Origin of the sequence: Enterobacter cloacae complex sp. EB5, from assembly GCF_031432835.1 — a bacterium.
GTDB classification, from domain to species: Bacteria; Pseudomonadota; Gammaproteobacteria; order Enterobacterales; family Enterobacteriaceae; genus Enterobacter; species Enterobacter hormaechei_C.
Genome location: NZ_CP133860.1, coordinates 259,622 through 281,117 on the forward strand (window position 1 = coordinate 259,622; position 21,496 = coordinate 281,117).

The window sequence follows — 21,496 nt, forward strand, 5'->3', positions numbered from 1 at the left end:
TCGGGTCGGCTTTTTTATGGCTGTTGCAGGGGCTTTCTCATCCCGGTGACCTCCGGCATTATCTGCCGCATCAGCTCCAGAAAACGCCGCAAACGCGCCGGATAATAACGAGACCAGGGGTAAACCAGATGTACCGGTAACGCTGCCGGCTGCCACTCTGGCAGTAGATGCACCAGTCTTCCTTCCTGAATATCATCCTGTACCGTCCAGCTGGATACCACCGCCACGCCAAGCCCGGTGAGTGCCGTATTGCGCGCCACATACAGGCTGTCGGTACTCAGGCGTGGCGTAATGGTAACCCGCGCCGGGGCGGATGATGCATCGTGGAAAAGCTCCACATGGCGTTGATAAAAAGAGCTGATGGCAATCCAGGGAAGCTGTTGCAAATCTTCCGGCGTTTTTATCGCGGGATAACGGGCCAGTAATTCCGGTGACGCCACCACCGAGCGCGGCACTTCAGCCAGCAGCATGGACACGGTCGCCGGATCGACTTCCACCCCCACCCGAATAGCACAGTCAAGGTTGTCGCCGAGGAAATCAACCGAGCGATCGTTAAGCATCCACTCAACAGAAAGCTGGGGATAGCGCTGCAAAAATTCGGTTAACGGTTTCAGAAGCTGATCCTGGCCAAACGCGTGCGGAGCGCGCACCCTCAGCACCCCAACCGGTTCATCTTCCGTCTGCCCTACCTCGTCTTCCAGCGCCAGCCAGCTGTCAATCACCCGTCGGGCATGCTGATAGCAGCGTTCGCCGTCATCGGTCAGCCGGGTCGTATGGGTTGTGCGCAGCATCAGGCGTACTCCCAGCATGGTCTCAAGCGACTGCAACCGTCGGCTCACCGTGGCCTGGGTTGTTGCCAGCTGACGTGCCGCCGCTGAAAGGGACCCCGCCTCCACAATGCGTACAAACGTTCGCATCAGTTCTACCCGATCTATACGCTCAGGCCTTTTCATACCATTTTCACCCATACGCTACACGTATAAGCGTTTTACCACCGCGCCCGCTACCGTCGCAAGGCGTACTGATAAAAAATAGCCGCACACGACGAATGAGGAACATCTTATGAACACAACCACCACCCGGGCCGTGAGCCGCTGGGTCATCTTAATGCTGGCGCTCGGTGCGGGCTTTAGCGTGGCATCCATCTATTATGCTCAGCCTCTGCTGCCGCTGATGGGCTCAGACCTGCACCTGAGCATCGAAGGCATGGGCATGGTCCCGACGCTCACCCAGACGGGTTATGCCTTAGGCATCCTGTTTCTGCTCCCGCTCGGCGATCGTCATGACCGCAGAACGTTGATCCTGATAAAAAGTGCGGCCCTGGCGCTGTTCTTGCTGGGTTGTAGCCTGACCGGACAGCTGCACTCCCTGCTGCTCACCAGCCTGCTGATTGGCATGGCGGCGACCATGGCGCAGGATATCGTCCCGGCCGCAGCGATCCTCGCGCCGGAAGGCAAACAGGGAAAAACGGTCGGCACGGTGATGACCGGCCTGCTGCTGGGGATTTTGCTCTCCAGAACCGTGAGCGGCGTGGTGGGTGAGGCCTTTGGCTGGCGGGTGATGTATCAGTTGGCCGCCGCAAGTATTGCCTTTATCGGCGTGGTGATGTGGGCCGTGCTTCCCCGCTTCGCCGTTCACTCCACGCTAAGCTACCCGGCGCTGATGCGTTCCATGGAACACCTCTGGCGCCGCTATCCGGCGCTGCGTCGGGCCGCGCTGGCCCAGGGTTTTCTGTCGATTGCCTTTAGCGCATTCTGGTCAACGCTGGCGGTTATGCTGCTGGAACGGTATCACCTTGGCAGCGCCGTGGCGGGTGGATTTGGTATTGCCGGAGCCGCTGGCGCGCTGGCTGCACCGCTGGCGGGTGGTCTTGCCGATAAGCTGGGCGCCGGTAAAGTCACCCAGTTGGGTGCCGCGCTGGTGACCCTCTCGTTTGCCCTGATGTTCCTGATGCCAGCACTGGGTGTACACGGTCAGTTGATACTGATTGCCCTCTCCGCGGTCGGTTTCGATCTCGGCTTGCAGTCCAGCCTCGTGGCCCACCAGAACCTGGTCTATAGCCTTGAGCCGCAGGCCCGCGGACGCCTGAACGCCCTGCTGTTTACCGTCATTTTCATCGGAATGGCGCTGGGTTCGGCAGTAGGCAGCAATATCTATACGCTGGCGGGTTGGTCTGGCGTGGTAGCTCTGGCAACCCTGTGTGGCGCCATTGCGCTGGCTATCAGAGTGGTTGAAAGCGCCAGGGTGCTGTCCGCATAGGCAGAAAGTGTGTAAAAAAAATGCCCAACCCGGACGGGTTGGGCAGTCAAAACATGCCCAGTTTCAAGACATGCCAAACAGGTCAGAGTCTTATTTGTTCATCTGGAACAAAGACATACCCTGCATATCGCTAAAGGCTTTATACGAGGCCTGCAACGCCGCCTGCTGCATGGTGTAGGACGAAATCACCGAGTTCCAGTCCACGTCAACCAGGTTACTCATCTGCTGGGTCTGACCCAGCGCGCGGTCTTCACCCAGAGCGTCCAGCTTGCCCAGCTCATCCAGCTTGATACCGAGGTCGGCGCGCACGGTCAGCACGTTGTTGAGGGAGTTGCTCAGGCCACGGTTGGCTTTATCAATAGCCGCCGTAAACGCCTCGGCTTTCGTTTCATCCTCCCCAATCGGCGTATTCAGCGCTTCAATTGCGGCGTCGAGGATCTTGAACAAATTCGTTTCCGGCGCACTACCATCTGGCTCTGGCTTCGCATTGCTGGTGAAGCTATCGAAAACTTCAGTGCCCGTATGGCTGATTTGCATCGTGCGCGCGGAGTCAACCTGCTGGCTGATTGGCGTTCCGCCGCCCTTATAATCACCCGTAGTCTGGTCGAAAGCCGCCGCTTCGGTCTTGTAACCGGAAAAAATATAGCGACCATTACCGTCCGTGCTGTTAGCGAGGTTCATGAGCTGATCGCGAATACCTTGCAGGTTCGTGGCCAGCGAAGCGCGGTCATCGTCACTTAACGTACCGTTGCCCGCATTGACAATCTTTTCCTGAGCAGCCTGGATAGCGGTTGTCACTTGCGATAACACGTTCTCTTCCAGCGAAACTTTTGTCGTAGCGAAAGAGCGTGCCAGCGCATACTGGCTGTTTTGCGTTTGAGCCTGAGAGAGCACAACGGCCTGCGAGGCGGCAATCGGATCGTCAGACGGACGGTTGATGCGCTTCCCCGTAGACATCTGCTCGCCGTAGCTGAGCCAGAGACTTTGGGAGTTCGTCACGCCGCGCATGCTTTGCTCATACATCATTTGAGTACTAATACGCATTTTTTATGCCTCAGCCTTAGCGGATATTGATCAATGCATCAAACAGCGTGCTCGCCGTTTGCAGCACCTGCGCATTCGCCAGATAGTACTGCTGATAGCGTTGCAGGTTGCCATACTCTTCATCCAGGTTAACCCCGGAGATTGACTGCTGTTGTTTGGTCAGCTGCGTCACCACGTTGACTTTGGTTTCGCTGCTGGTTTTCAGCGACGCCGTGGTGCTGCCCACCGTACTGACCAGCGCGGCATAAGCATCGTTAAAGGTTTTGTTCCCCCCCACCAATTTGGCGCTCTGCAAATCCAGCAGCTTCTGGCCATTGGTATTGTCGCTTTCGCCGCTTCCTTTCGCGGAGGCCATCGCCAATTTGGATTCGTCGCTGATCGCAACGTCCATATTCACAATAACGTCATTCACCGGCTTCACGATAAAGCTGTCTTTATTATTGGCCGAACCGCTAATCTTAACGTTGAGACCATCAAACGACAGATTACCGCTGGCGTCAGGCTTGGCCGTGAAGCTGGTGTTGTCCGACAGACGCGTGATTGTCCAGTCTGTACCGTTGTACTCAACTTTATAGTTTGTCGCCTGGACCTTTGTACTGTCCGTCATCGTGGCCGTAACGGACGCGCTTCCGGTGTTTTTACCGTTACTCAGCACCGCCGGGGAGCCAAAATCAAACAGCTTGCCGCCTGCATCCCCGTTGGCATCAAAGCCTGCCTGGTGCTGGGTATTCATGGCATCCGCAAACGCCAGCGCCATCTGGTTAAGGGTGTTTCGCGCCTGATCCAGATCCTGAGAACGGAACGTTAACAGCCCCCCAAGCGACCCCGTGGTGATCTGTTTTTCTGAGATCTCCACGTTGCCCGCTGCGGCATCCACATACGCAATTGTTGTACGCGCAGGGTCCGCACTGGATTTCACCGCCGCCAGCTGGCTGGCGTTGCTGCCCTGTACCAGGGTGTAACCGTTGGCGATAGAGATGTTGTAGGTGCCGCTGTCCTGTACGGTGACGTCCACACCGACAATCTTGTTCAGTTCACTCACCAGCTGATCGCGCTGATCGAGCAGTTCGTTCGGAGATGCGCCCGCACCGACGCCAGTCAGCCGGGAGATCTGATCGTTAAGATTGGCAATTTGTTTCGCGTAGTTATTGATCTGATCGACGCTGGTAGAAATCGCCGTATTGACCTGCGCATCCTGATCGCGGAGATATTGATCGTTGGTTTTAAACTGGTTTACCAGACCATCCGCCTTCCCGAGTACCGTCTGGCGTGCAGCCGGATCTTCTGCGTTACTCACCAGCGTTTGCAGGCTTTTAAAGAAATCCTGGAGGTTGGCAGAAAGCGAGTTTGTGGTATCAGAAAGCACGTCGTCAATTTTTGACATCTGCTGGTAGCGCGTGGTCAGCCCACTACTCTGGTTCTGCGCCGCGCGCAGCTGGTTGGTGATAAACGCATCATATTCACGCTGAACACCGGAGACATAGACCCCGTTACCCACCCAGCCACCGCCGGTCAGGGTGCTGTTTGATGCCCCCAGAATGGTGGTCTGGCGGGTATAACCTGCCACGTTGTAGCTTGAAATATTATTACTGACGGTATTGAGTGCCGACTGCGCAGCACTGAGGCCACTCATGGCGCTGTTAATCAAACTGGACATGGGGGTTCCTTTTATACGTTCAGACACGAGTCCTGATGAAGGTTATCGGCAACCTCCACCGGGACTTGAGAACTTTCAGAACAGATTTTCGAGATCTGTGCTATACGCTTTGCTGACCTTCTCAGACATGGATTTCAGCTGCTGGATCATGCTGGTCAGCTTGCGCGCATAGTTTGGATCGGTCGCGTAGCCAGCATTCTGCAATGCCTGAGCGCCCTGCTCTGGCGTGGCGGCCTGGGTCACGGCGGTGTAGCGCGGATTCCGGCTCAGCAGCCCGACATAATCCGACAACGCTTCCAGATACGAGCTGTAGACGCGGAATTTGGCTTTCACCTTCACTGCCGCACCGTTCTCATATTCGGTGGTGGTGATCTCGGTGGTCGGCCCTTTCCAGCTGGAGGTGGCCTTCACGCCAAAGATGTTGAAGCTCGGCTCACCGTTCTCCCTGCGGATCTGACGTTGCCCCCAGCCCGACTCCAGCGCCGCCTGCGCCAGAATCAGATGGTGCGGCACGCCGCTCTCTTCACTGGCAAGACGCGCCGGGAGGGAGAGCTGCGCCAGGAAGTCTTTGCTGTCGCCGGAGAGCGGCTCGTCACGCGTTTCTGCCGGCTTCGGCATCGCCTTACGCACCATCTGCGTCAGCGCCTGATTTTGATAACTGGTCACCTTTTCCAGATCAAACTTCAGCGGCACCTGCGGCGGGGCCTCTTCAGGCGGGAGCCCCTGAGCGGCTGCGGTCTGCTTCACAATCATATCCGCCAGGCCGAGCCCCTTTCCGGCGGTCATTTGCTGGGCAATCTGCTGATCGTACATGCTGGTGTAAAGCCGCGTGGAATCGCTGCTGAACATGCCATCTTTCGGCAGGGTTTCACGCATGCTTTTCAACATCATCTGCACGAACATGCCTTCCACCTGACGGGCAACCGGGCGGATATTCGCCGCCGGATCCTTGCCCGCTTTGGTTTTCAGCTCGTTGAGCGACTGGGCATCCCAGGCGGCACTGGTCAACAGTTTGCTATCGGTCAGCATTTAGATGATTTCCAGTCTGGCGCGCAGGCAGCCTGCACTTTGCATGGATTGCAGAATGGACATCAGATCCATTGGCGTTGCACCCAGCGCATTCAGAGCACGCACAACGCTGTTCAGGTTGGCGCTGGAGCGCACGCTCTGCAACGAACCGCCGCTCTGCCGTAAATCAATCTGCGTTTGCGGGGTCACTACCGTCTGACCGCCGCCAAACGGGGTATCCGGCTGGCTGACGTTGGCCGAGCGGTTAACCGTGACGGAAAGATTGCCCTGCGCAACGGCGCAGCTGTCCAGCGTCACTTCGCGGTTCATCACCACCGAGCCGGTACGGGAGTTGATAATGACTTTCGCATCCTGAATCGGCACGTTCACTTCCATATTCTGGATATCGGCCAGCATCCGCACCTGGTTGCTGCTGCCGGTTGACGTGCGGATCTGCACGGTGCGGGCATCCAGCGCGGTGGCGCTGCCGTAGCCCCGGCTGCGGTTGATGGTGTCAGCGATCTGCTGCGCCATCGTGAAGTCTTCGTTATTCAGTTGCAGGTTAATGGTGTTGCCGGTACCGAACTGGGTCGGCAGCTCACGTTCGATGATCGCGCCGTTGGTAATACGTCCCCCGTTCAGCTGGTTCACCTGCACGCTGCTGCCGCCCGCCGACGCGCCTGCCCCGCCAACCAGAATGTTGCCCTGCGCCAGAGCATACACCTGGCTGTCGACGCCTTTCAGCGGCGTCATCAGCAGCGTACCACCGCGCAGACTTTTGGCGTTACCCATCGACGAGACAACCACGTCGATGGTCTGCCCCTGACGCGCAAAGGCCGGATAAGACGCGGTCACCATCACGGCCGCCACGTTTTTCAGCTGCATGTTGGTCCCGGCCGGTACGGTAATACCGAGCTGCGAGAGCATATTGTTCAGGCTCTGGGTGGTGAACGGCGTCTGGGTCGTCTGGTCACCCGTCCCGTCCAGTCCCACCACCAGGCCGTAGCCAATCAGGGAGTTTTCGCGCACGCCCTGCACGCTGGTGAGATCGCGTATGCGATCGGCCTGCGCAACGGTAGCGACCAGCGACAGCGCCACGGCGAAGAGAAATTTATACATAGGTCACCTCGCTTACATCGGCGATAAGTTAAGGAAGAAGCGTTGCAGCCAGCCCATATTTTGCGCTTCGTTGATGTAGCCGTTGCCGACGTACTCAATGCGCGCATCCGCCACCTGGGTGGACGGTACGGTGTTGGTGCCGCTGATGGTGCGAGGGTTAACCACACCGGAGAAGCGAATGAATTCCGTACCCTGGTTAATGGCGATCTGTTTTTCGCCCACCACGTGCAGGTTGCCGTTCACCAGAACCTGGTCAACCGTTACCGTCAGCGTTCCGCTGAAGGTGTTGCTGGCGTTAGCGCCACCCTTACCGTTAAAGGTGTTGCCGCCGGAGGCTTCCACATCCGCACGGGCGTTGCCGAACAGCCCTTGCAGATAGCGCGGTACGGTGTCGAAGCCAAAATTGGTTTTGCCGTCGCGGCTGGCGTTCGCCGACGAGCTCTTACTCGCACTGACGTTTTCCTGCAACACAATGGTCAGCGTATCGCCAACGTTACGCGGACGACGGTCTTCAAACAGCGGCTGATAACCGTAGTTAATCGGCTGCGCGGTCTGGAAAATAGAGCCGTTCACCACCGGCGCGGGGCCGGGAACGGGTTGGGCGGTAGTCGCACCCTGTACCAATGGTTTAGACGGGATCCAGGCACACCCGCTGAGGGTGACGGCCAGAACAGTCAGGATCGGATAACGAAACGCCGCGTTTTTTTGCATTGCCTTCATCTTCGAAAACAGGGAGCCGGTGCGACGTTTACCGCACCGGGCTACACCTTAGAGTTGCGTCAGTTTTTGCAGCATCTGGTCGGTCGTCGACACTGCTTTACTGTTAATTTCATAGGCGCGCTGGACCTGGATCATATTCACCAGCTCTTCCGCCACGTTAACGTTCGAGGTTTCCACATACCCCTGATACAACAGCCCCGCCCCGTTCAGGCCCGGGGTACTTTCATTTGGCGTGCCGGAAGACTGCGTTTCGGTGTAGAGATTCTCGCCGATGCTTTCCAGTCCGGTATCGTTCATGAAGGTCGTCAGGTTAAGCTGTCCAACCTGGACCGGCGCGGCCTGACCTTGCTGAGTGACGCTGACGATACCGTCACGACCAATGGTGATACTCAGCGCGTTCGCCGGGATGGTGATCGCAGGCTGAACCTGGAAACCGCCCGCCGTCACCAGCTGACCATTCTGATCCACCTGGAAAGAACCATCGCGGGTATAGGCGGAGGTCCCGTCAGGCAGCTGCACCTGGAAGAAACCCTGACCTTTGATGGCAACGTCTTTACTGTTGTTGGTCTGGGACAGGTTGCCCTGGCTGTGCAGACGCTCGGTGGCGACCGGGCGCACGCCGGTACCAATTTGCAGACCGGACGGCAGCGTGGTTTGCTCAGAAGACTGCGCCCCTGGCTGACGAATCGTTTGATAAAGCAAATCTTCGAAAACCGCACGCTGGCGCTTGAAACCATTGGTGCTGACGTTTGCCAGGTTGTTGGCAATCACATCCATATTGGTTTGCTGTGCGTCCAGACCGGTTTTCGCGATCCATAAAGAACTGATCATAGGAAGTCCTGTTAACTCATAGCCAGAAGTTGGTTAGCCTTGCCTGCGTTTTCATCGACGCTGCTGATGATTTTCATCTGCATTTCGAAGCGGCGGGCGCTGGCGATCATGTCGGTCATGGCTTCTACCGGCTTCACGTTACTGCCTTCCAGCACGCCGGACATCACGCGGATGGTCGGGTCGGCCTGTAACGTGGCGCCACGCGTGGCCTGCGCCGCCTGGGTCAGACGGAACATCCCGTCATCGCCACGCTGCACTTCGTTGCCTTCCGCTTTCACCAGCTTCAGACGACCGACAGGCGCAACGGTGTTCGCCGGGTCACCCGGGTTTAACGCCGAGATCGTCCCGTCTGCCGCAATGGTCAGCTCGGACCCTTCCGGAACCGTCAACGGACCGGCTTCGCCCATCACCGGATGCCCCTGAATCGTCAGTTGCCCGGTGGCGCTTACCTGGATATTACCGTTGCGGGTATACCCTTCCCCGCCGTCCGCCGTTTGCACCGCCAGCCAGCCGTCTTGCTGAAGGGCAACGTCCAGCGGACGCGCGGTGTAATCCATCTGGCCTGGCGTCATGTCGGCGCCCGGCGTGGAGGCGGTGACCAGCGTACGCGTGGGCAATGACAGCCCTTCTACCGGCACCGCACGCAGCGCATTGAGCTGCGCACGAAAACCTGGCGTGGAGGCGTTTGCCAGGTTGCTGGCGGTAACGGCCTGCTGATTGAGCGTCTGGCTTGCTGCGCCCATCGCTGTATATATTGCGTGATCCATTGCGCTTTCCCGTCAGCTGCTTAACGCAGGTTAACCAGCGTGTTGAGGATCTGATCCTGGGTTTTGATGGTCTGCGCGTTGGACTGGTAGTTACGTTGCGCGACGATCATGTTCACCAGCTCTTTACTCAGATCGACGTTGGAGGCTTCCAGCGCGCCGTTAGTCAGCGTGCCGAAGTTACCGGAACCTGCGGTACCCAGCAGGGCAACACCGGAAGACTGCGTGGCAGACCAGACGTTATCCCCTTCGGATTTCAGGCCTTCGTTGTTAGCGAAGTTTGCCAGCACGATCTGGCCCAGCACCTGGGTCTGTTCGTTCGAATAGTTACCGACAACGGTACCGTCATCGTTGATCTGGTAGCTCACCAGATCGCCCGGCTTATAGCCGTTCTGGCTCGTCGCCACGATGTTGTTCGCACCGGTGTTTTGCTGCATGGAGTTGGCGAAACTCATGTCAAACGTGGCTGGCGTCGCACCCGGAACGGTGCCCGTTGTGATCTTGATATCATCGCCACCCGTCAGCACGCCGCTCGCGTTAAAGGTCAGCGTGGTTGCCAGTTTCGCTGCATCTCCCGCTACGCTGCCGTCCTGTGAATACACCTTCCAGGAGTTAGCTGGCGTCGCGTTTTTGACATAAAACAGGTTCATGTTGTGCGCATTACCCTGGCTGTCAAACACCGTCACGGTGCCTTTCTTGTTGTAAGAGTCAGGGTTGGCCGGGTCGAAGGCGACGGTTGGCGCGGTATCGGTGGAATTCAGGTTGATCTGCTGAGAGGCCGTGGTGGTGGACTTCGCCGCCATCAGCGTCGTTGGGATGGAGATCGCCTGCGGATTCGCACCGGTTTGCACCGTAGGCGGCGTGCCGGCAACCGGATAACCGGTTAACTGAAGCCCCTGCATGTTCACCAGGTTACGGTTTTCATCCAGCTTGAACTGGCCGTTGCGGCTGTAGAATACGGAACCGTTGGCATCCACCATACGGAAGAAACCGTTCTGGCTGATGGCGACGTCCAGACCGCGACCGGTGTTGGTGGTCGTCCCGTCGGTGAAGTCCTGGGTGATACCCGCCACCTTCACGCCCAGGCCCACTTTAGAGCCTGCAAACATATCTGCAAAAGACGCAGAACCGGATTTAAAACCATAGGTCGCGGAGTTGGCGATGTTGTTGCCAATGACGTCCAGGTTGGTGGCCGCAGCATTCAGGCCGCTGACCGCTTGAGAAAAGGCCATGACTTACTCCTGATAAGTATGAAGGCTTAGATAATCTGCCGAACTTCGTCGAGTGTGGTGGTACCGGAGGTACCCAAATCCAGTTTGTTGCCATCGCTACCCTTGATGACGCCCTGAACCAGGGCAAACTGTAGCGGCTGAGCCACCAGCTGAGTGGTGCCGTTGCTGGCGCTAATCGCAACCTGATACGAGCCGTTAGGCGCTTTAGTGCCATCGGTCAGGCTGCCATCCCAGGTAAAGGTATGAACGCCCGCTTTAAGCTCGCCAATCTCAATCGTGCGCACCACGTTGCCGCTGGCGTCTTTGATTGTGGCGGTGACTTTGTCGGCCGGCTGCTGCAACTCAACGCCAAACGGCGTCGTGGTGGTGGTGGACGTGCCATCGGTGGTGCTGGTGCCCGCCAGAATCGTGGTCCCCGGGATCATCACCCCGTGACCGATCAGGTTGGCGGCCTGCAAGGACTGGCTGTTATCGATTTGTCCGGAGACCGAGCCGAGCGTGGTGTTCAGTTTCTCAATGCCGCTGACGGTACTGATCTGCGCAAGCTGCGTGGTCAGTTCGTTGTTCTGCATCGGATTGGTCGGGTCCTGATTTTTCAGCTGCGCCACCAGCAGGGTCAGAAAGCTGCTCTGTAAATCGGAGGCATTGCTCCCGGTGAGAGAGCTGGAACCGGTCGCACTGCTGGTGCTGTTGACGCCGGTATTTGTCGGGTCATTCACGTTTACGGCGATGGACATGCGTGTCTCCTTTACTGGCCGAGAGTGAGTGTTTTGAGCATCATGCTCTTCACGGTATTAAGCACTTCGACGTTTGCCTGGTAGCTGCGCGACGCGGACATGGAGTTCACCATCTCCCCGACCACATCCACGTTCGGCATTTTCACGTAGCCGCTGGCATCCGCGAGCGGGTTGCCTGGCTCGTAAACCAGCTTGTCGGGCGCCTGGCTCTCAACCACGTCCGCCACTTTAACGCCGCCCGTTGCCGCACCCGGTGCAGCATCAACCTGGAAGACGACCTGTTTAGCGCGATACGGTTGTCCGTCAGGGCCGGTCACGCTGTCGGCGTTGGCCAGGTTACTGGCGGCCACGTTCAGTCGTTTGGACTGCGCCGTTAATGCCGAACCGGCGATATCAAAAATATTCAGCAAGGCCATTTACTAATTGCCCCCCTGTAGGACGGTCATCATGCCTTTAATTTGCCCGCCGAGTAGCGTCAGTCCTGTCTGGTATTGCAGGCTGTTATCGGCAAACTGTGTGCGCTCCCGGTCCATGTCGACGGTGTTGCCATCAAGCGAGGGCTGATCGGGAATACGGTAAAGCAGGTCGGTCGTTGGCGCGGTCATCGCCTGAGCGGGAATATGACGTGAGGAGGTCAGGGCCAGTGAGACACCCGTTCCTTCGGCACGTCCACGCTCCATCACTTTTTTGAGTTCACTGGAAAAATCAATATCGCGCGCCTGATACCCGGGGGTATCCGCGTTGGCGATATTGGCGGCTAAAATCTCCTGCCGCTGGGCGCGTAAGTTGAGCGCTTCCTGCTGAAAACGTAACGCGGCGTCGAGTTTATCGAGCATGTCTCCTCCGCTGATGAGAAAATTTCAGTTCACAGCTTAAATCTCAAGGCGTCTCCCTTATCGACGGAATAAGCGCAAAATGCGTCGCTATTTGTTGCGTTGATGGAAAACCACTGCGGGTAGAATTTGCTTAATTCTGGACATGGTGGAACGTGCGATGCGGACTTTTAAACGTGGCCTGGCGGCGGCCCTACTGCTTTTGAGCCCTCTGGTGCAGGCGGAGGGGTTAGAGGACCAGCTCAATGCATTCTTTGCGCAGAAGCTGGCCGGTTTCAGCGATGACGTACGCGTGACCGTGCGCACCCCGCCTAACCTTTATCCTTCCTGCGAAGCCCCGTCATTTAGCGTGACCGGCAGCACCCGCTTATGGGGCAACGTGAACGTGCTTGCGCGTTGCGCCAATGAAAAACGCTACTTACAGGTTGCGGTTCAGGCGACGGGCAATTATGTTGTCGCCGCCGTTCCCATTCCCCGGGGCAGCCTGCTGCAACCTGACAGCGTAACGCTGAAGCGAGGCCGTCTGGATCAGCTTCCACCGCGGACGATGCTGGATATCAACCAGGCTCAGGAGGCGGTCAGCCTGCGCGATGTCGCTCCTGGACAGGCGATACAGCTATCCATGCTGCGCCAGGCGTGGCGGGTGAAAGCGGGACAACAGGTGATGGTGGTCGCCAATGGCGAAGGCTTTAGTATCAACAGTGAAGGAAAAGCGCTGAATAATGCCGCAGTGGCGCAAAATGCCCGGGTCAGAATGTCCTCAGGCCAGGTGGTCAGCGGCACGGTCGGTCCTGATGGGAATATTCTGATTAACCTGTAATCTTTTTAAAGATTTCGCGGCGACTGCCGATAAATATTCAACAAATGATGATGTCAGGCGCAAACGCCGCGAACCCTCGATGAGGACAACACTATGAGCATTGATCGTACATCAGCCCTGAAGCCGGTTAGCACTGTACAACCTCGCGAAACGAATGAGGCTGCCCCGCAAAAAACGCGTCTGGAAAAAACGTCGACGGCTAACAGCACCAGCGTCACGCTGAGCGATGCCCAGTCGAAGCTGATGCAGCCAGGCAGCAGCGATATCAACATGGAACGTGTTGAAGCGCTGAAAACGGCTATCCGTAACGGCGAACTGAAAATGGATACCAGCAAAATCGCTGATGCGCTGATTCAGGACGCACAGAGTTTCCTCCAGAGTAACTAACCGTATGAGTCGACTGTCAGAAATACTGGATCAGATGACGGTGGTCCTGAACGACCTGAAAACGGTGATGGATGCCGAACAGCACCACCTCTCTTCTGGTCAAATCAACGGCAGCGCGTTGCAACGCATTACTGAAGATAAAAGCTCGCTGCTGGCGACCCTGGATTATCTGGAAAAACAGCGACGCGCTGAGCAAGACGCGAAACGCAGCGCCAATGATGAGATCAACGAACGCTGGCAGACCATTACAGAAAAAACCCAGCATCTTCGCGATCTCAACCAGCATAACGGCTGGCTGCTGGAAGGTCAGATTATCCGTAATCAGCAGGCGCTTGAGGTGTTAAAGCCCTATAAAGAGCCAGGGCTGTACGGTGCGGATGGTCAGACGGCCACGGCACGTATCACGGGCGGGAAAAAGATTTCGATTTGACGCAGTAGCGGCACGTCATGAAGCGGGGAGCACCTTCTGGTGAACTCCCCTTTTGGCGTTTATACCGTGCGGCGGGTGAACTCTTTCACTTTGAAGCCAAGCACCGCCAGCGTGGCAAAGTACGCCACCACCCCGACCACCACCACGGCCATCAGACGCATCAGGCGGTAAGGCATGGTACCCTGCGCCCACTCAGGCATGACATACAACATGCCAACCAGCGCGGCCGCCATCACTACTACCGCGATCGCCAGACGCAGCAGGAAGCCTGCCCAGCCCGGCTGCGGTGTGAAGATATCCTGCTTGCGCAGCTGCCAGTACAGCAGCCCGGCGTTCAGACAGGCCGCCAGACCAATCGACAATGACAGCCCCGCGTGTTTCAGCGGTCCAATAAACGCCAGGTTCATCAGCTGCGTCATGATCAGCGTCACAATGGCAATCTTAACCGGCGTTTTGATGTCCTGACGTGAATAGAAACCGGGCGCAAGCACCTTCACGACAATCAGCCCCATCAGCCCCACCGAGTAGGCTACGAGCGCACGCTGGGTCATGGCGGCATCAAAGGCGGTGAATTTTCCATACTGGAACAACGACACCGTCAACGGTTTTGCCAGGATCCCCAGCGCCACCGCGCTTGGCAGCGCCAGCAGAAAACAGAGACGCAGGCCCCAGTCCATCAGGCGGCAGTATTCATCGTGGTTGCCGCTGGCGAAACTTTTCGACAGTGACGGCAGCAGAATAGTCCCCAGCGCCACGCCCAGCACCCCGGATGGAAACTCCATCAGACGGTCGGCGTAGTACATCCAGGACACCGAGCCCGACACCAGGAAAGAGGCGAAGATGGTATTGATGATCAGCGAGATCTGGCTGACGGACACGCCGAGTATCGCCGGTCCCATCTGTTTAATAACGCGCATGGCGCCCGCATCTTTGAAATTAATGCGCGGCAGAACCAGCATGCCGATCTTTTTCAGATGCGGAAGCTGGTAAGCAAGCTGTAGCACGCCGCCGACGGTCACGGCCCAGGCCAGCGCCAGCACCGGTGGGTTAAAATGCGGCGCGGCGAACAGCGCAAAGCCAATCATGCTGACGTTGAGGAACGTGGGGGCAAAGGCCGGAACGGAGAAGCGGTTCCAGGTATTCAGGATGGCACCCACCAGCGACGCCAGCGAAATCAGCAGAATATAGGGGAAGGTTATACGCAGCAGTTGCGTGGTCAGGGCAAATTTATCCGCCGTGTCTGCAAAACCCGGCGCCGTCACCATGATCACCCAGGGTGCTGCCAGCATCCCCAGGACGGTCACGATCGCCAGCGCCAGCGTCAGTAATCCGGAAACGTAGGCCACAAAGACGCGGGTGGCATCTTCGCCCTGCTTGCTTTTATATTCTGCGAGGATCGGAACGAATGCCTGTGAGAAGGCCCCTTCGGCAAAAATACGGCGCAGCAGGTTTGGCAGCTTAAAGGCGACGAAAAAGGCGTCAGTCGCCATCCCGGCGCCAAAAACCCTTGCCACAATGGCATCGCGCGCAAAGCCAAGCACGCGGGAAAACATGGTCATCGAGCTGACGGCCGCCAGCGATTTTAATAAGTTCATTAACGTGAAGTTCCACAACCCTACGGATTTCCAGGACGGATAAGCGTTAGCGCCACCCGGCAAAGCCAACAAGCGGCGCTTAGTCTAACCGGATTTCAACGAATTACTATCGGCAGATGTTACAACGCGTTATTCCGACATGGCTTCGCGCCAGAGTCGTTCCACAATGCGCTGCGCCAGAATAGCCTGCTCCCCGGACGTTTCAGGAACCGTCTGATTCTGCACGCAGGTGATGAAGTGACGCGCGCAGCCCACGAAGCCACGCTGCTCCAGGGTGCTTTGCCAGCCGGGAACGGGTAACGCGATCACGCCATTGCCCTTCTCTTCCCGCCACTCTCGCATATCGGTGACGTCATACAGCGCGCCATCCGTAACGGCCTGCACGGACTCGCGCTGGCTGCCCGCCCGACGATGCATGCTGGTCGTCACCTGCAAATGCTCAACGGCAAAATGATGTTCGGCGTAAACCATCTCACCCTGCTCGTTGGTCAGCAGCGTGCCGCTTTGCAGCTGGGCTTTTCCATTACTCAGCCACAGTGCCGTATCCACGACGTGGAGATAATCATCCAGCAGCGTGAAACGCAGATCGTTCGGCCCCACGCTGTCGGTACGGTGCTTATCCATACGCAGAGAGGCGAACGAGCCGGACTGCGCTTTAAGCTGCTGATAGAGCGGCGCAAAACGTCGGTTGAAGCCGACCATCAGCGTCAGCTTTTTACGCGCGGCCAGCTCAATCAGTCGTTCAGCATCCTGTACATTTTCCGCCAGGGGTTTATCCACGCAGACGTGAACGCCTGCGTTCAGCAACTCGCTCACCACCTGGTAGTGCGTCGCGGTTGAGGTATGCACAAATACCGCATCACATTCACGGGCTAAATCCTGTAGCGAACCGGCATAAGGGATGCGCCAGGTTTTGCAGATGCGCTCTGCTTTCTCGCGGGTCGGCGACCACGCCCCTTGCAGCGTCCAGTCGGACGCGGCGCCTAAAACGGGCAGCCAGGCTTTTTGCGCAATCCCTCCCAGCCCCACAACACCAATGCGTAATGTTGTCACGATTAATCTCCCAGATGTGCGAGTAACGCATCCAGACGCTGCTTCAGCCCGGCGACCTCGTCCTCCAGGGCTGCCACGCGCGCGGTCAGGCTGTCGTTTGATGCTGGCGTATCAGATTCGACGGCCAGCGCAGAGGCCTCCACGTCGCCGCTAAACAGGTGCATGTAGCGGCTTTCACGCTTGCCCGGCTCGCGGGGCAGACGCACCACGTAAGGACCGTCCTCGCGTGAGGCCAGCCCCTCCAGCGTCTTTTCAACGTCCTGCATATCCTGAAACTCATGCATGCGGGAGGCGCGCGTGCGCAGTTCCCCCGGCGTCTGCGCCCCGCGCAGCAGCAGCGTGGTGATCACCGCCACTTCCGCAGCGCTGAGTTTTAAATCGCCAAATTCGGAATTACAAAAGCGCTGTTCATATTTAGTGACGCGATTACCGAAGCCGCTGACGGTGCGCAGGTAGTGGCGCTTCACCAGCTCATCAAGGATATCCTGCACCTCGTGCTCGCCAAGGTTCATCACCGGTTCACGGTTCGTCTTCTGGTTGCAGGCCATCGTGACGGCATTGACGGACAGTGGATACTGTTCCGGCGTCGTGACCTGCTTTTCCAGCAGGCAGCCAATCACGCGCGCTTCGGCGCCATTTAACTGATATTTCATTTTTTCTCCTTAACGACCCGCGGTCCACTCCTGCGTGGTGAGTGCGGTGAGCACATGGTCCCGCCACTCGCCGTCAATCAGCAGATAATCTTTGGCATAGCCCTCTTTCTCAAACCCGAGGCGGGCCAGCAGATCGCCGCTGCGCTTATTGTGCGGCATGTAGTTGGCCATAATGCGATGGATATGTTGCGTGCGCTGCATGTAGCGAATCGCCGCCGTCAGCGCCTCAAACATGAGCCCCTGCCCCTGCCATTTCTGGCCGATGGAATACCCGAGATAGCAGGCGTGAAACGACCCGCGTACCACGTTTGAAAAATTGGCAATGCCAACGATCTCTTTCTCTTCCGGATCGAGAAGCGCGAAATAAAACGCGCTTCCCTGTTTATGAAATTCCGTAATCATACTAAGGCGCGCCTGCCAGCCAGAGGGGTAGCAGTGGCTCTCGTCCCGAACGGGTTCCCAGGGTTTTAAAAACTGGCGATTCTCGGCGTAATAATCCGCCAGACGCCAGGCATCACGCTCATGCACCAGACGAACGACCAGCCTGTCCGTCGTCAGACGCACTTTTGGCACATTACTGCGATAGCCAAACATCGTTACCACTCCTTCCCGTCGCTTCTGCTCTGCCTGTTAGCTTTACTATACCTGCGCCTGTGCCTTCTGTGAAAACAGTGACATACCATTTTGATCGCTTTTCACATTTTTCGATGAGAACTCTCTATCAAAGCACCTTTTTGATAAAAAAATATTGTCGCCAGCGGGTATGGGAAAAAGCGCGGCGACACCGCAGAATGTTAGCGTGCTCACCTTTTATTTTCCCTGGAGGGAAAATGTCCCGCGTATCACAGGCCAGGAGCCTGGGTAAATATTTCCTGCTCGTCGATAACATGCTGGTCGTGCTCGGCTTTTTTGTCGTTTTTCCGCTGATATCGATTCGTTTTGTCGATCAAATGGGCTGGGCGGCGCTGATGGTCGGGATCGCGCTGGGTCTACGCCAGTTTGTACAACAGGGGCTGGGCGTGTTTGGCGGCGCAATAGCCGACCGCTTCGGCGCGAAACCGATGATCGTCACCGGCATGCTGTTACGTGCGGCGGGATTCGCCACCATGGCAATCGCTCATGAACCCTGGCTGCTGTGGTTCTCCTGTTTCCTTTCCGGAATTGGCGGCACCCTTTTCGACCCACCGCGTACCGCGCTGGTGGTGAAGCTTATCCGTCCGCAACACCGGGGGCGCTTCTTCTCGATTTTGATGATGCAGGACAGCGCTGGCGCGGTGGTGGGCGCCCTGCTGGGAAGCTGGCTGCTGCAATACGATTTCCGCCTGGTCTGCGCCACCGGCGCGGTGTTGTTTATTCTCTGCGCGTTGTTTAACGGTCTGTTTCTGCCTGCATGGAAGCTGTCGACGGTGAAGGCGCCTGTGCGGGAAGGGCTTGACCGTGTGCTGAGCGATAAACGCTTCGTCACCTATGTGTTAACCCTGACCGGCTACTACATGCTCGCCGTGCAGGTCATGCTGATGCTGCCCATTATGGTTAACGATATTGCCGGCACGCCGGCGGCGGTGAAATGGATGTATGCCATTGAGGCCTGCCTCTCACTGACGCTGCTTTATCCGATTGCCCGCTGGAGCGAGCGCCGTTTCCGGCTTGAGCACTGTCTGATGGCCGGGCTGTTGCTGATGACACTGAGCATGATGCCCATCGGCCTGGTGAGCTCACTCCAGCAACTGTTTATGCTCATCTGCACCTTCTATATTGGCTCAATCATTGCCGAGCCAGCCCGTGAAACGCTGAGTGCGTCACTTGCCGACGCCCGCGCCCGGGGCAGCTACATGGGCTTCAGCCGTCTCGGACTGGCGCTTGGCGGCGCACTGGGTTACACCGGTGGAGGCTGGCTGTTTGATGCCGGAAAAGCGCTCCATCAGCCGGAGCTGCCGTGGGTCATGCTCGGCATGGTCGGCTTTATGACGCTGATTGCCCTCTGGTGGCAGTTCAGTGATAAACGCAGCACCCGCGGGATGCTGGAGCCTGGCGCCTGACCCCTTTCACTATCAGTTTTTTCTGCTGGTTTCTGTTAGATCACCCTGACATACTGGCGTATCAGGACAGATGCGCCGATTTTATGTTGAGGAACGCCATGAAAAAGATCGTTATTGCCGCTGCGTTAATTGTCAGTGGTCTGCTGGTGGGATGTAACCAGCTTACGCAGTACACCGTCAGTGAGCAGGAAATTAATCAGGCGCTGGAAAAACATAATAACTTTTCAAAAGATATCGGCGTGCCCGGCCTTGCGGATGCGCATATCGTCCTGACGAATCTCGCCAGCCAGATTGGGCGCGAGGAGCCTAACAAAGTCACCCTTTCCGGCGATGCCAGCCTCGATATGACCTCGCTCTTCGGCAATCAGAAAGCGGATATCAAGCTGAAGCTCAAGGCGCTGCCGGTCTTTAATAAAGAGAAAGGGGCAATATTCCTGCAAGAGATGGAAATCGTCGATGCGGTTGTGACGCCGGATAAAATGAAACCGGTGCTGCAAACGCTGATGCCGTATCTCAACCAGTCGTTGCAGAACTACTTTAACCAACAGCCTGCCTATGTTCTGAGCGAAGACAAGAGCAAAGGCGAATCCCTGGCGAAAAAATATGCCAAAGGGATAGAGGTGAAGCCGGGTGAAATCATCATTCCTTTCACCGACTAAACACTCCGGGCGCTCAGGCGCCCGTTTTTTTTAACGGAATAGTGTGCAAACGAAAACGTTTCCGCTTATGATTTGTGTCCGGCAAAAACAGCCCTCTTATGACTGATCTCTTTCAAGCCGGAGCTTCCATGACTGTACAATCCCAGGTTCTCAAAATCCGCCGCCCAGACGACTGGCATATCCATCTTCGTGATGGCGACATGCTGAAAACCGTCGTGCCGTATACCAGCGAAATTTATGGCCGTGCGATTGTTATGCCTAACCTGGTTCCGCCAGTCACTACCGTCGAGGCCGCGATTGCCTATCGCCAGCGTATCCTTGACGCCGTTCCGGCCGGACACGATTTTACCCCATTGATGACCTGCTACCTGACGGACTCGCTGGATCCGAATGAAGTTGAGCGCGGGTTTAACGAAGGTGTGTTCACCGCCGCGAAGCTCTACCCGGCGAATGCCACCACCAACTCCAGCCATGGGGTGACCAGCATTGACGCCATCATGCCCGTTCTGGAGCGTATGCAAAAACTGGGCATGCCGCTGCTGGTGCACGGGGAAGTGACCCACGCTGACATTGATATTTTCGATCGCGAAGCACGTTTTATCGAAACGGTCATGGAGCCGCTGCGCCAGCGTCTTCCGGGGCTGAAAGTGGTGTTTGAACACATTACGACCAAAGATGCCGCAGAGTATGTCCGGGATGGAAACGAGCTGATTGCCGCCACCATCACCCCGCAGCACCTGATGTTTAACCGTAACCACATGCTGGTGGGCGGCGTTCGCCCACATCTGTATTGTCTGCCGATCCTCAAGCGCAACATCCACCAGCAGGCGCTACGTGAGCTGGTCGCCAGCGGCTTCCCGCGCGCGTTCCTCGGCACGGATTCAGCCCCGCATGCCCGTCACCGTAAAGAGGCGAGCTGCGGCTGTGCAGGCTGTTTTAACGCCCCGACCGCCCTGGCAAGTTACGCAACCGTGTTTGAAGAGATGAATGCGTTAGACCATTTCGAAGCCTTCTGCTCCCTTAACGGCCCGCGCTTCTACGGTCTGCCGGTTAATGACACGTTCATTGAGCTTGAGCGCAAAGAAAGCCAGGTTGAAGCGTCGATTGCGCTCACCGACGATACGCTGATCCCCTTCCTGGCCGGTGAAACCGTAAACTGGACGGTAAAACGCTAAAATAATCGCGCCCCCTGTTGTCAAAGCGACAATATAACTGTATAAATAAACAGTATATTACACAGGGGGCATTTATGCGTATCGAAGTCACCATAGCCAAATCCACCGTCCTGCCTGCTGGCGCACTCGACGCTCTGGCGGGTGAACTATCCCGACGTATTAACAGCACTTTTCCTGAAAACGATGGCGCCGTAACGGTACGTTATGCGACAGCAAACCATCTTTCCGTCATCGGCGGCGCGAAAGAAGACAAAGAACGCATCAGCGAAATTTTGCAGGAAACATGGGAAAGCGCCGACGACTGGTTCATCACTGATTAAAATTTGCTCCCTCATTGTGTTTTTTTGCCGGGTCGCCCCGGCTTTTTTTCGTTTCGTCTCCTGAAAGTTCAAAATATTTCAGCATCTTCTTAGAAAATCGTGAACAAGATGGTGTTTTATTGTTCGAACAATCCTAAAAAACAGAAAAATGTGTTGCTACC

At 56.9% G+C, this 21,496-nt stretch carries 24 protein-coding genes; 8 read left to right on the forward strand and 16 right to left on the reverse strand.

The window, feature by feature from the left end:
• Positions 1–14 precede the first annotated feature (14 nt).
• Positions 15–953: a LysR family transcriptional regulator gene (locus RHN82_RS01345; protein ID WP_176686931.1), complete on the reverse strand. Its 939-nt coding sequence runs from the start codon at positions 951–953 to the stop codon at positions 15–17.
• A 109-nt stretch (positions 954–1,062) separates the two neighbouring features.
• On the opposite strand from RHN82_RS01345, the gene RHN82_RS01350 reads away from it, so the two are divergent.
• Complete coding sequence (locus tag RHN82_RS01350; RefSeq protein WP_047051885.1) at positions 1,063–2,259, forward strand: MFS transporter; 1,197 nt, start codon at positions 1,063–1,065, stop codon at positions 2,257–2,259.
• Positions 2,260–2,349: 90 nt separating this feature from the next.
• On the opposite strand, the gene flgL is transcribed toward RHN82_RS01350, so the two are convergent.
• The 11 genes from flgL to flgB all read right to left on the reverse strand — a co-directional run bounded on the left by flgL (position 2,350) and on the right by flgB (position 12,207).
• On the reverse strand, positions 2,350–3,303 hold the full coding sequence (flgL, locus tag RHN82_RS01355; protein WP_047051884.1) for a flagellar hook-associated protein FlgL: 954 nt from the start codon (positions 3,301–3,303) through the stop codon (positions 2,350–2,352).
• 16 nt (positions 3,304–3,319) lie between these two features.
• Positions 3,320–4,960, reverse strand: coding sequence for a flagellar hook-associated protein FlgK (flgK, locus tag RHN82_RS01360; protein ID WP_033487237.1), 1,641 nt, complete (start codon positions 4,958–4,960; stop codon positions 3,320–3,322).
• Between the two features lie 75 nt (positions 4,961–5,035).
• Positions 5,036–5,989 carry a flagellar assembly peptidoglycan hydrolase FlgJ gene (gene flgJ, locus RHN82_RS01365; protein WP_017384732.1) on the reverse strand — a complete coding sequence of 318 codons (954 nt, stop codon included), beginning with the start codon at positions 5,987–5,989 and terminating at the stop codon, positions 5,036–5,038.
• The gene (locus RHN82_RS01370) at positions 5,990–7,087 is read right to left on the reverse strand and encodes a flagellar basal body P-ring protein FlgI (RefSeq protein WP_047052430.1); all 1,098 of its coding nucleotides are present in this window, start codon (positions 7,085–7,087) and stop codon (positions 5,990–5,992) included. It lies immediately after the preceding gene.
• Positions 7,088–7,099: 12 nt separating this feature from the next.
• The gene (flgH, locus tag RHN82_RS01375) at positions 7,100–7,798 is read right to left on the reverse strand and encodes a flagellar basal body L-ring protein FlgH (RefSeq protein ID WP_003857987.1); all 699 of its coding nucleotides are present in this window, start codon (positions 7,796–7,798) and stop codon (positions 7,100–7,102) included.
• A 57-nt stretch (positions 7,799–7,855) separates the two neighbouring features.
• Entirely contained in the window at positions 7,856–8,638 is a 783-nt protein-coding gene (flgG, locus tag RHN82_RS01380) for a flagellar basal-body rod protein FlgG (protein ID WP_000625853.1), read from the reverse strand.
• An 11-nt stretch (positions 8,639–8,649) separates the two neighbouring features.
• Positions 8,650–9,405 (reverse strand): flagellar basal body rod protein FlgF, encoded by a 756-nt coding sequence (locus tag RHN82_RS01385; protein WP_003857990.1) that lies wholly within the window; start codon positions 9,403–9,405, stop codon positions 8,650–8,652.
• Positions 9,406–9,425: 20 nt separating this feature from the next.
• A complete protein-coding gene (gene flgE, locus RHN82_RS01390) occupies positions 9,426–10,634 on the reverse strand; it encodes a flagellar hook protein FlgE (RefSeq protein ID WP_003857992.1) in 1,209 nt (402 codons plus the stop codon).
• Between the two features lie 26 nt (positions 10,635–10,660).
• Positions 10,661–11,371 (reverse strand): flagellar hook assembly protein FlgD, encoded by a 711-nt coding sequence (gene flgD, locus RHN82_RS01395; RefSeq protein WP_003857994.1) that lies wholly within the window; start codon positions 11,369–11,371, stop codon positions 10,661–10,663.
• Positions 11,372–11,382: 11 nt separating this feature from the next.
• Positions 11,383–11,787, reverse strand: coding sequence for a flagellar basal body rod protein FlgC (gene flgC, locus RHN82_RS01400; RefSeq protein ID WP_003857997.1), 405 nt, complete (start codon positions 11,785–11,787; stop codon positions 11,383–11,385).
• Positions 11,788–11,790: 3 nt separating this feature from the next.
• Entirely contained in the window at positions 11,791–12,207 is a 417-nt protein-coding gene (flgB, locus tag RHN82_RS01405) for a flagellar basal body rod protein FlgB (RefSeq protein WP_003857999.1), read from the reverse strand.
• 157 nt (positions 12,208–12,364) lie between these two features.
• Here flgB and flgA point away from each other — a divergent pair, with 157 nt between their 5' ends.
• The 3 genes from flgA to flgN all read left to right on the forward strand — a co-directional run bounded on the left by flgA (position 12,365) and on the right by flgN (position 13,841).
• Positions 12,365–13,024: a flagellar basal body P-ring formation chaperone FlgA gene (gene flgA / locus RHN82_RS01410; protein WP_045344268.1), complete on the forward strand. Its 660-nt coding sequence runs from the start codon at positions 12,365–12,367 to the stop codon at positions 13,022–13,024.
• 93 nt (positions 13,025–13,117) lie between these two features.
• On the forward strand, positions 13,118–13,411 hold the full coding sequence (flgM, locus tag RHN82_RS01415) for a flagellar biosynthesis anti-sigma factor FlgM (protein ID WP_003858002.1): 294 nt from the start codon (positions 13,118–13,120) through the stop codon (positions 13,409–13,411).
• Positions 13,412–13,415: 4 nt separating this feature from the next.
• Positions 13,416–13,841, forward strand: a complete 426-nt coding sequence (gene flgN, locus RHN82_RS01420) for a flagella biosynthesis chaperone FlgN (protein WP_003858003.1) — start codon at positions 13,416–13,418, stop codon at positions 13,839–13,841.
• A gap of 59 nt (positions 13,842–13,900) precedes the next feature.
• Here the strand turns inward: flgN and murJ are convergent, their stop codons facing one another.
• The 4 genes from murJ to rimJ all read right to left on the reverse strand — a co-directional run bounded on the left by murJ (position 13,901) and on the right by rimJ (position 17,736).
• Positions 13,901–15,436 carry a murein biosynthesis integral membrane protein MurJ gene (gene murJ / locus RHN82_RS01425; RefSeq protein WP_045349245.1) on the reverse strand — a complete coding sequence of 512 codons (1,536 nt, stop codon included), beginning with the start codon at positions 15,434–15,436 and terminating at the stop codon, positions 13,901–13,903.
• A gap of 129 nt (positions 15,437–15,565) precedes the next feature.
• On the reverse strand, positions 15,566–16,489 hold the full coding sequence (locus RHN82_RS01430; RefSeq protein WP_047052429.1) for a Gfo/Idh/MocA family protein: 924 nt from the start codon (positions 16,487–16,489) through the stop codon (positions 15,566–15,568).
• A 2-nt stretch (positions 16,490–16,491) separates the two neighbouring features.
• Complete coding sequence (locus RHN82_RS01435) at positions 16,492–17,142, reverse strand: YceH family protein (RefSeq protein ID WP_047052428.1); 651 nt, start codon at positions 17,140–17,142, stop codon at positions 16,492–16,494.
• A 9-nt stretch (positions 17,143–17,151) separates the two neighbouring features.
• On the reverse strand, positions 17,152–17,736 hold the full coding sequence (rimJ, locus tag RHN82_RS01440) for a ribosomal protein S5-alanine N-acetyltransferase (RefSeq protein WP_045349243.1): 585 nt from the start codon (positions 17,734–17,736) through the stop codon (positions 17,152–17,154).
• A 236-nt stretch (positions 17,737–17,972) separates the two neighbouring features.
• On the opposite strand from rimJ, the gene mdtH reads away from it, so the two are divergent.
• The 4 genes from mdtH (at position 17,973) to dinI (ending at position 21,335) form a co-directional block, all read left to right on the forward strand.
• Positions 17,973–19,181 (forward strand): multidrug efflux MFS transporter MdtH, encoded by a 1,209-nt coding sequence (mdtH, locus tag RHN82_RS01445; RefSeq protein ID WP_047052427.1) that lies wholly within the window; start codon positions 17,973–17,975, stop codon positions 19,179–19,181.
• A gap of 98 nt (positions 19,182–19,279) precedes the next feature.
• Positions 19,280–19,840, forward strand: coding sequence for a lipoprotein (locus RHN82_RS01450; RefSeq protein WP_023305855.1), 561 nt, complete (start codon positions 19,280–19,282; stop codon positions 19,838–19,840).
• Positions 19,841–19,968: 128 nt separating this feature from the next.
• On the forward strand, positions 19,969–21,015 hold the full coding sequence (gene pyrC, locus RHN82_RS01455) for a dihydroorotase (protein WP_017384740.1): 1,047 nt from the start codon (positions 19,969–19,971) through the stop codon (positions 21,013–21,015).
• A 74-nt stretch (positions 21,016–21,089) separates the two neighbouring features.
• The gene (dinI, locus tag RHN82_RS01460) at positions 21,090–21,335 is read left to right on the forward strand and encodes a DNA damage-inducible protein I (RefSeq protein ID WP_003858011.1); all 246 of its coding nucleotides are present in this window, start codon (positions 21,090–21,092) and stop codon (positions 21,333–21,335) included.
• The last annotated feature ends 161 nt before the right edge of the window (positions 21,336–21,496 follow it).

What these genes read in the sequence shown, in the direction of transcription:
- dinI (WP_003858011.1), top strand. Translation starts at nt 21,090, where the DNA reads ATGCGTATCGAAGTCACCATAGCCAAATCCACCGTCCTGCCTGCTGGC.
- RHN82_RS01350 (WP_047051885.1), top strand. Translation starts at nt 1,063, where the DNA reads ATGAACACAACCACCACCCGGGCCGTGAGCCGCTGGGTCATCTTAATG.
- flgN (WP_003858003.1), top strand. Translation starts at nt 13,416, where the DNA reads ATGAGTCGACTGTCAGAAATACTGGATCAGATGACGGTGGTCCTGAAC.
- flgD (WP_003857994.1), bottom strand. Translation starts at nt 11,371, where the DNA reads ATGTCCATCGCCGTAAACGTGAATGACCCGACAAATACCGGCGTCAAC.
- murJ (WP_045349245.1), bottom strand. Translation starts at nt 15,436, where the DNA reads ATGAACTTATTAAAATCGCTGGCGGCCGTCAGCTCGATGACCATGTTT.
- flgE (WP_003857992.1), bottom strand. Translation starts at nt 10,634, where the DNA reads ATGGCCTTTTCTCAAGCGGTCAGCGGCCTGAATGCTGCGGCCACCAAC.
- RHN82_RS01385 (WP_003857990.1), bottom strand. Translation starts at nt 9,405, where the DNA reads ATGGATCACGCAATATATACAGCGATGGGCGCAGCAAGCCAGACGCTC.
- flgM (WP_003858002.1), top strand. Translation starts at nt 13,118, where the DNA reads ATGAGCATTGATCGTACATCAGCCCTGAAGCCGGTTAGCACTGTACAA.
- RHN82_RS01370 (WP_047052430.1), bottom strand. Translation starts at nt 7,087, where the DNA reads ATGTATAAATTTCTCTTCGCCGTGGCGCTGTCGCTGGTCGCTACCGTT.
- RHN82_RS01450 (WP_023305855.1), top strand. Translation starts at nt 19,280, where the DNA reads ATGAAAAAGATCGTTATTGCCGCTGCGTTAATTGTCAGTGGTCTGCTG.
- flgK (WP_033487237.1), bottom strand. Translation starts at nt 4,960, where the DNA reads ATGTCCAGTTTGATTAACAGCGCCATGAGTGGCCTCAGTGCTGCGCAG.
- pyrC (WP_017384740.1), top strand. Translation starts at nt 19,969, where the DNA reads ATGACTGTACAATCCCAGGTTCTCAAAATCCGCCGCCCAGACGACTGG.
- flgC (WP_003857997.1), bottom strand. Translation starts at nt 11,787, where the DNA reads ATGGCCTTGCTGAATATTTTTGATATCGCCGGTTCGGCATTAACGGCG.
- flgA (WP_045344268.1), top strand. Translation starts at nt 12,365, where the DNA reads ATGCGGACTTTTAAACGTGGCCTGGCGGCGGCCCTACTGCTTTTGAGC.
- flgB (WP_003857999.1), bottom strand. Translation starts at nt 12,207, where the DNA reads ATGCTCGATAAACTCGACGCCGCGTTACGTTTTCAGCAGGAAGCGCTC.
- RHN82_RS01435 (WP_047052428.1), bottom strand. Translation starts at nt 17,142, where the DNA reads ATGAAATATCAGTTAAATGGCGCCGAAGCGCGCGTGATTGGCTGCCTG.
- rimJ (WP_045349243.1), bottom strand. Translation starts at nt 17,736, where the DNA reads ATGTTTGGCTATCGCAGTAATGTGCCAAAAGTGCGTCTGACGACGGAC.
- mdtH (WP_047052427.1), top strand. Translation starts at nt 17,973, where the DNA reads ATGTCCCGCGTATCACAGGCCAGGAGCCTGGGTAAATATTTCCTGCTC.
- flgG (WP_000625853.1), bottom strand. Translation starts at nt 8,638, where the DNA reads ATGATCAGTTCTTTATGGATCGCGAAAACCGGTCTGGACGCACAGCAA.
- RHN82_RS01345 (WP_176686931.1), bottom strand. Translation starts at nt 953, where the DNA reads ATGAAAAGGCCTGAGCGTATAGATCGGGTAGAACTGATGCGAACGTTT.
- flgL (WP_047051884.1), bottom strand. Translation starts at nt 3,303, where the DNA reads ATGCGTATTAGTACTCAAATGATGTATGAGCAAAGCATGCGCGGCGTG.
- flgJ (WP_017384732.1), bottom strand. Translation starts at nt 5,989, where the DNA reads ATGCTGACCGATAGCAAACTGTTGACCAGTGCCGCCTGGGATGCCCAG.
- flgH (WP_003857987.1), bottom strand. Translation starts at nt 7,798, where the DNA reads ATGCAAAAAAACGCGGCGTTTCGTTATCCGATCCTGACTGTTCTGGCC.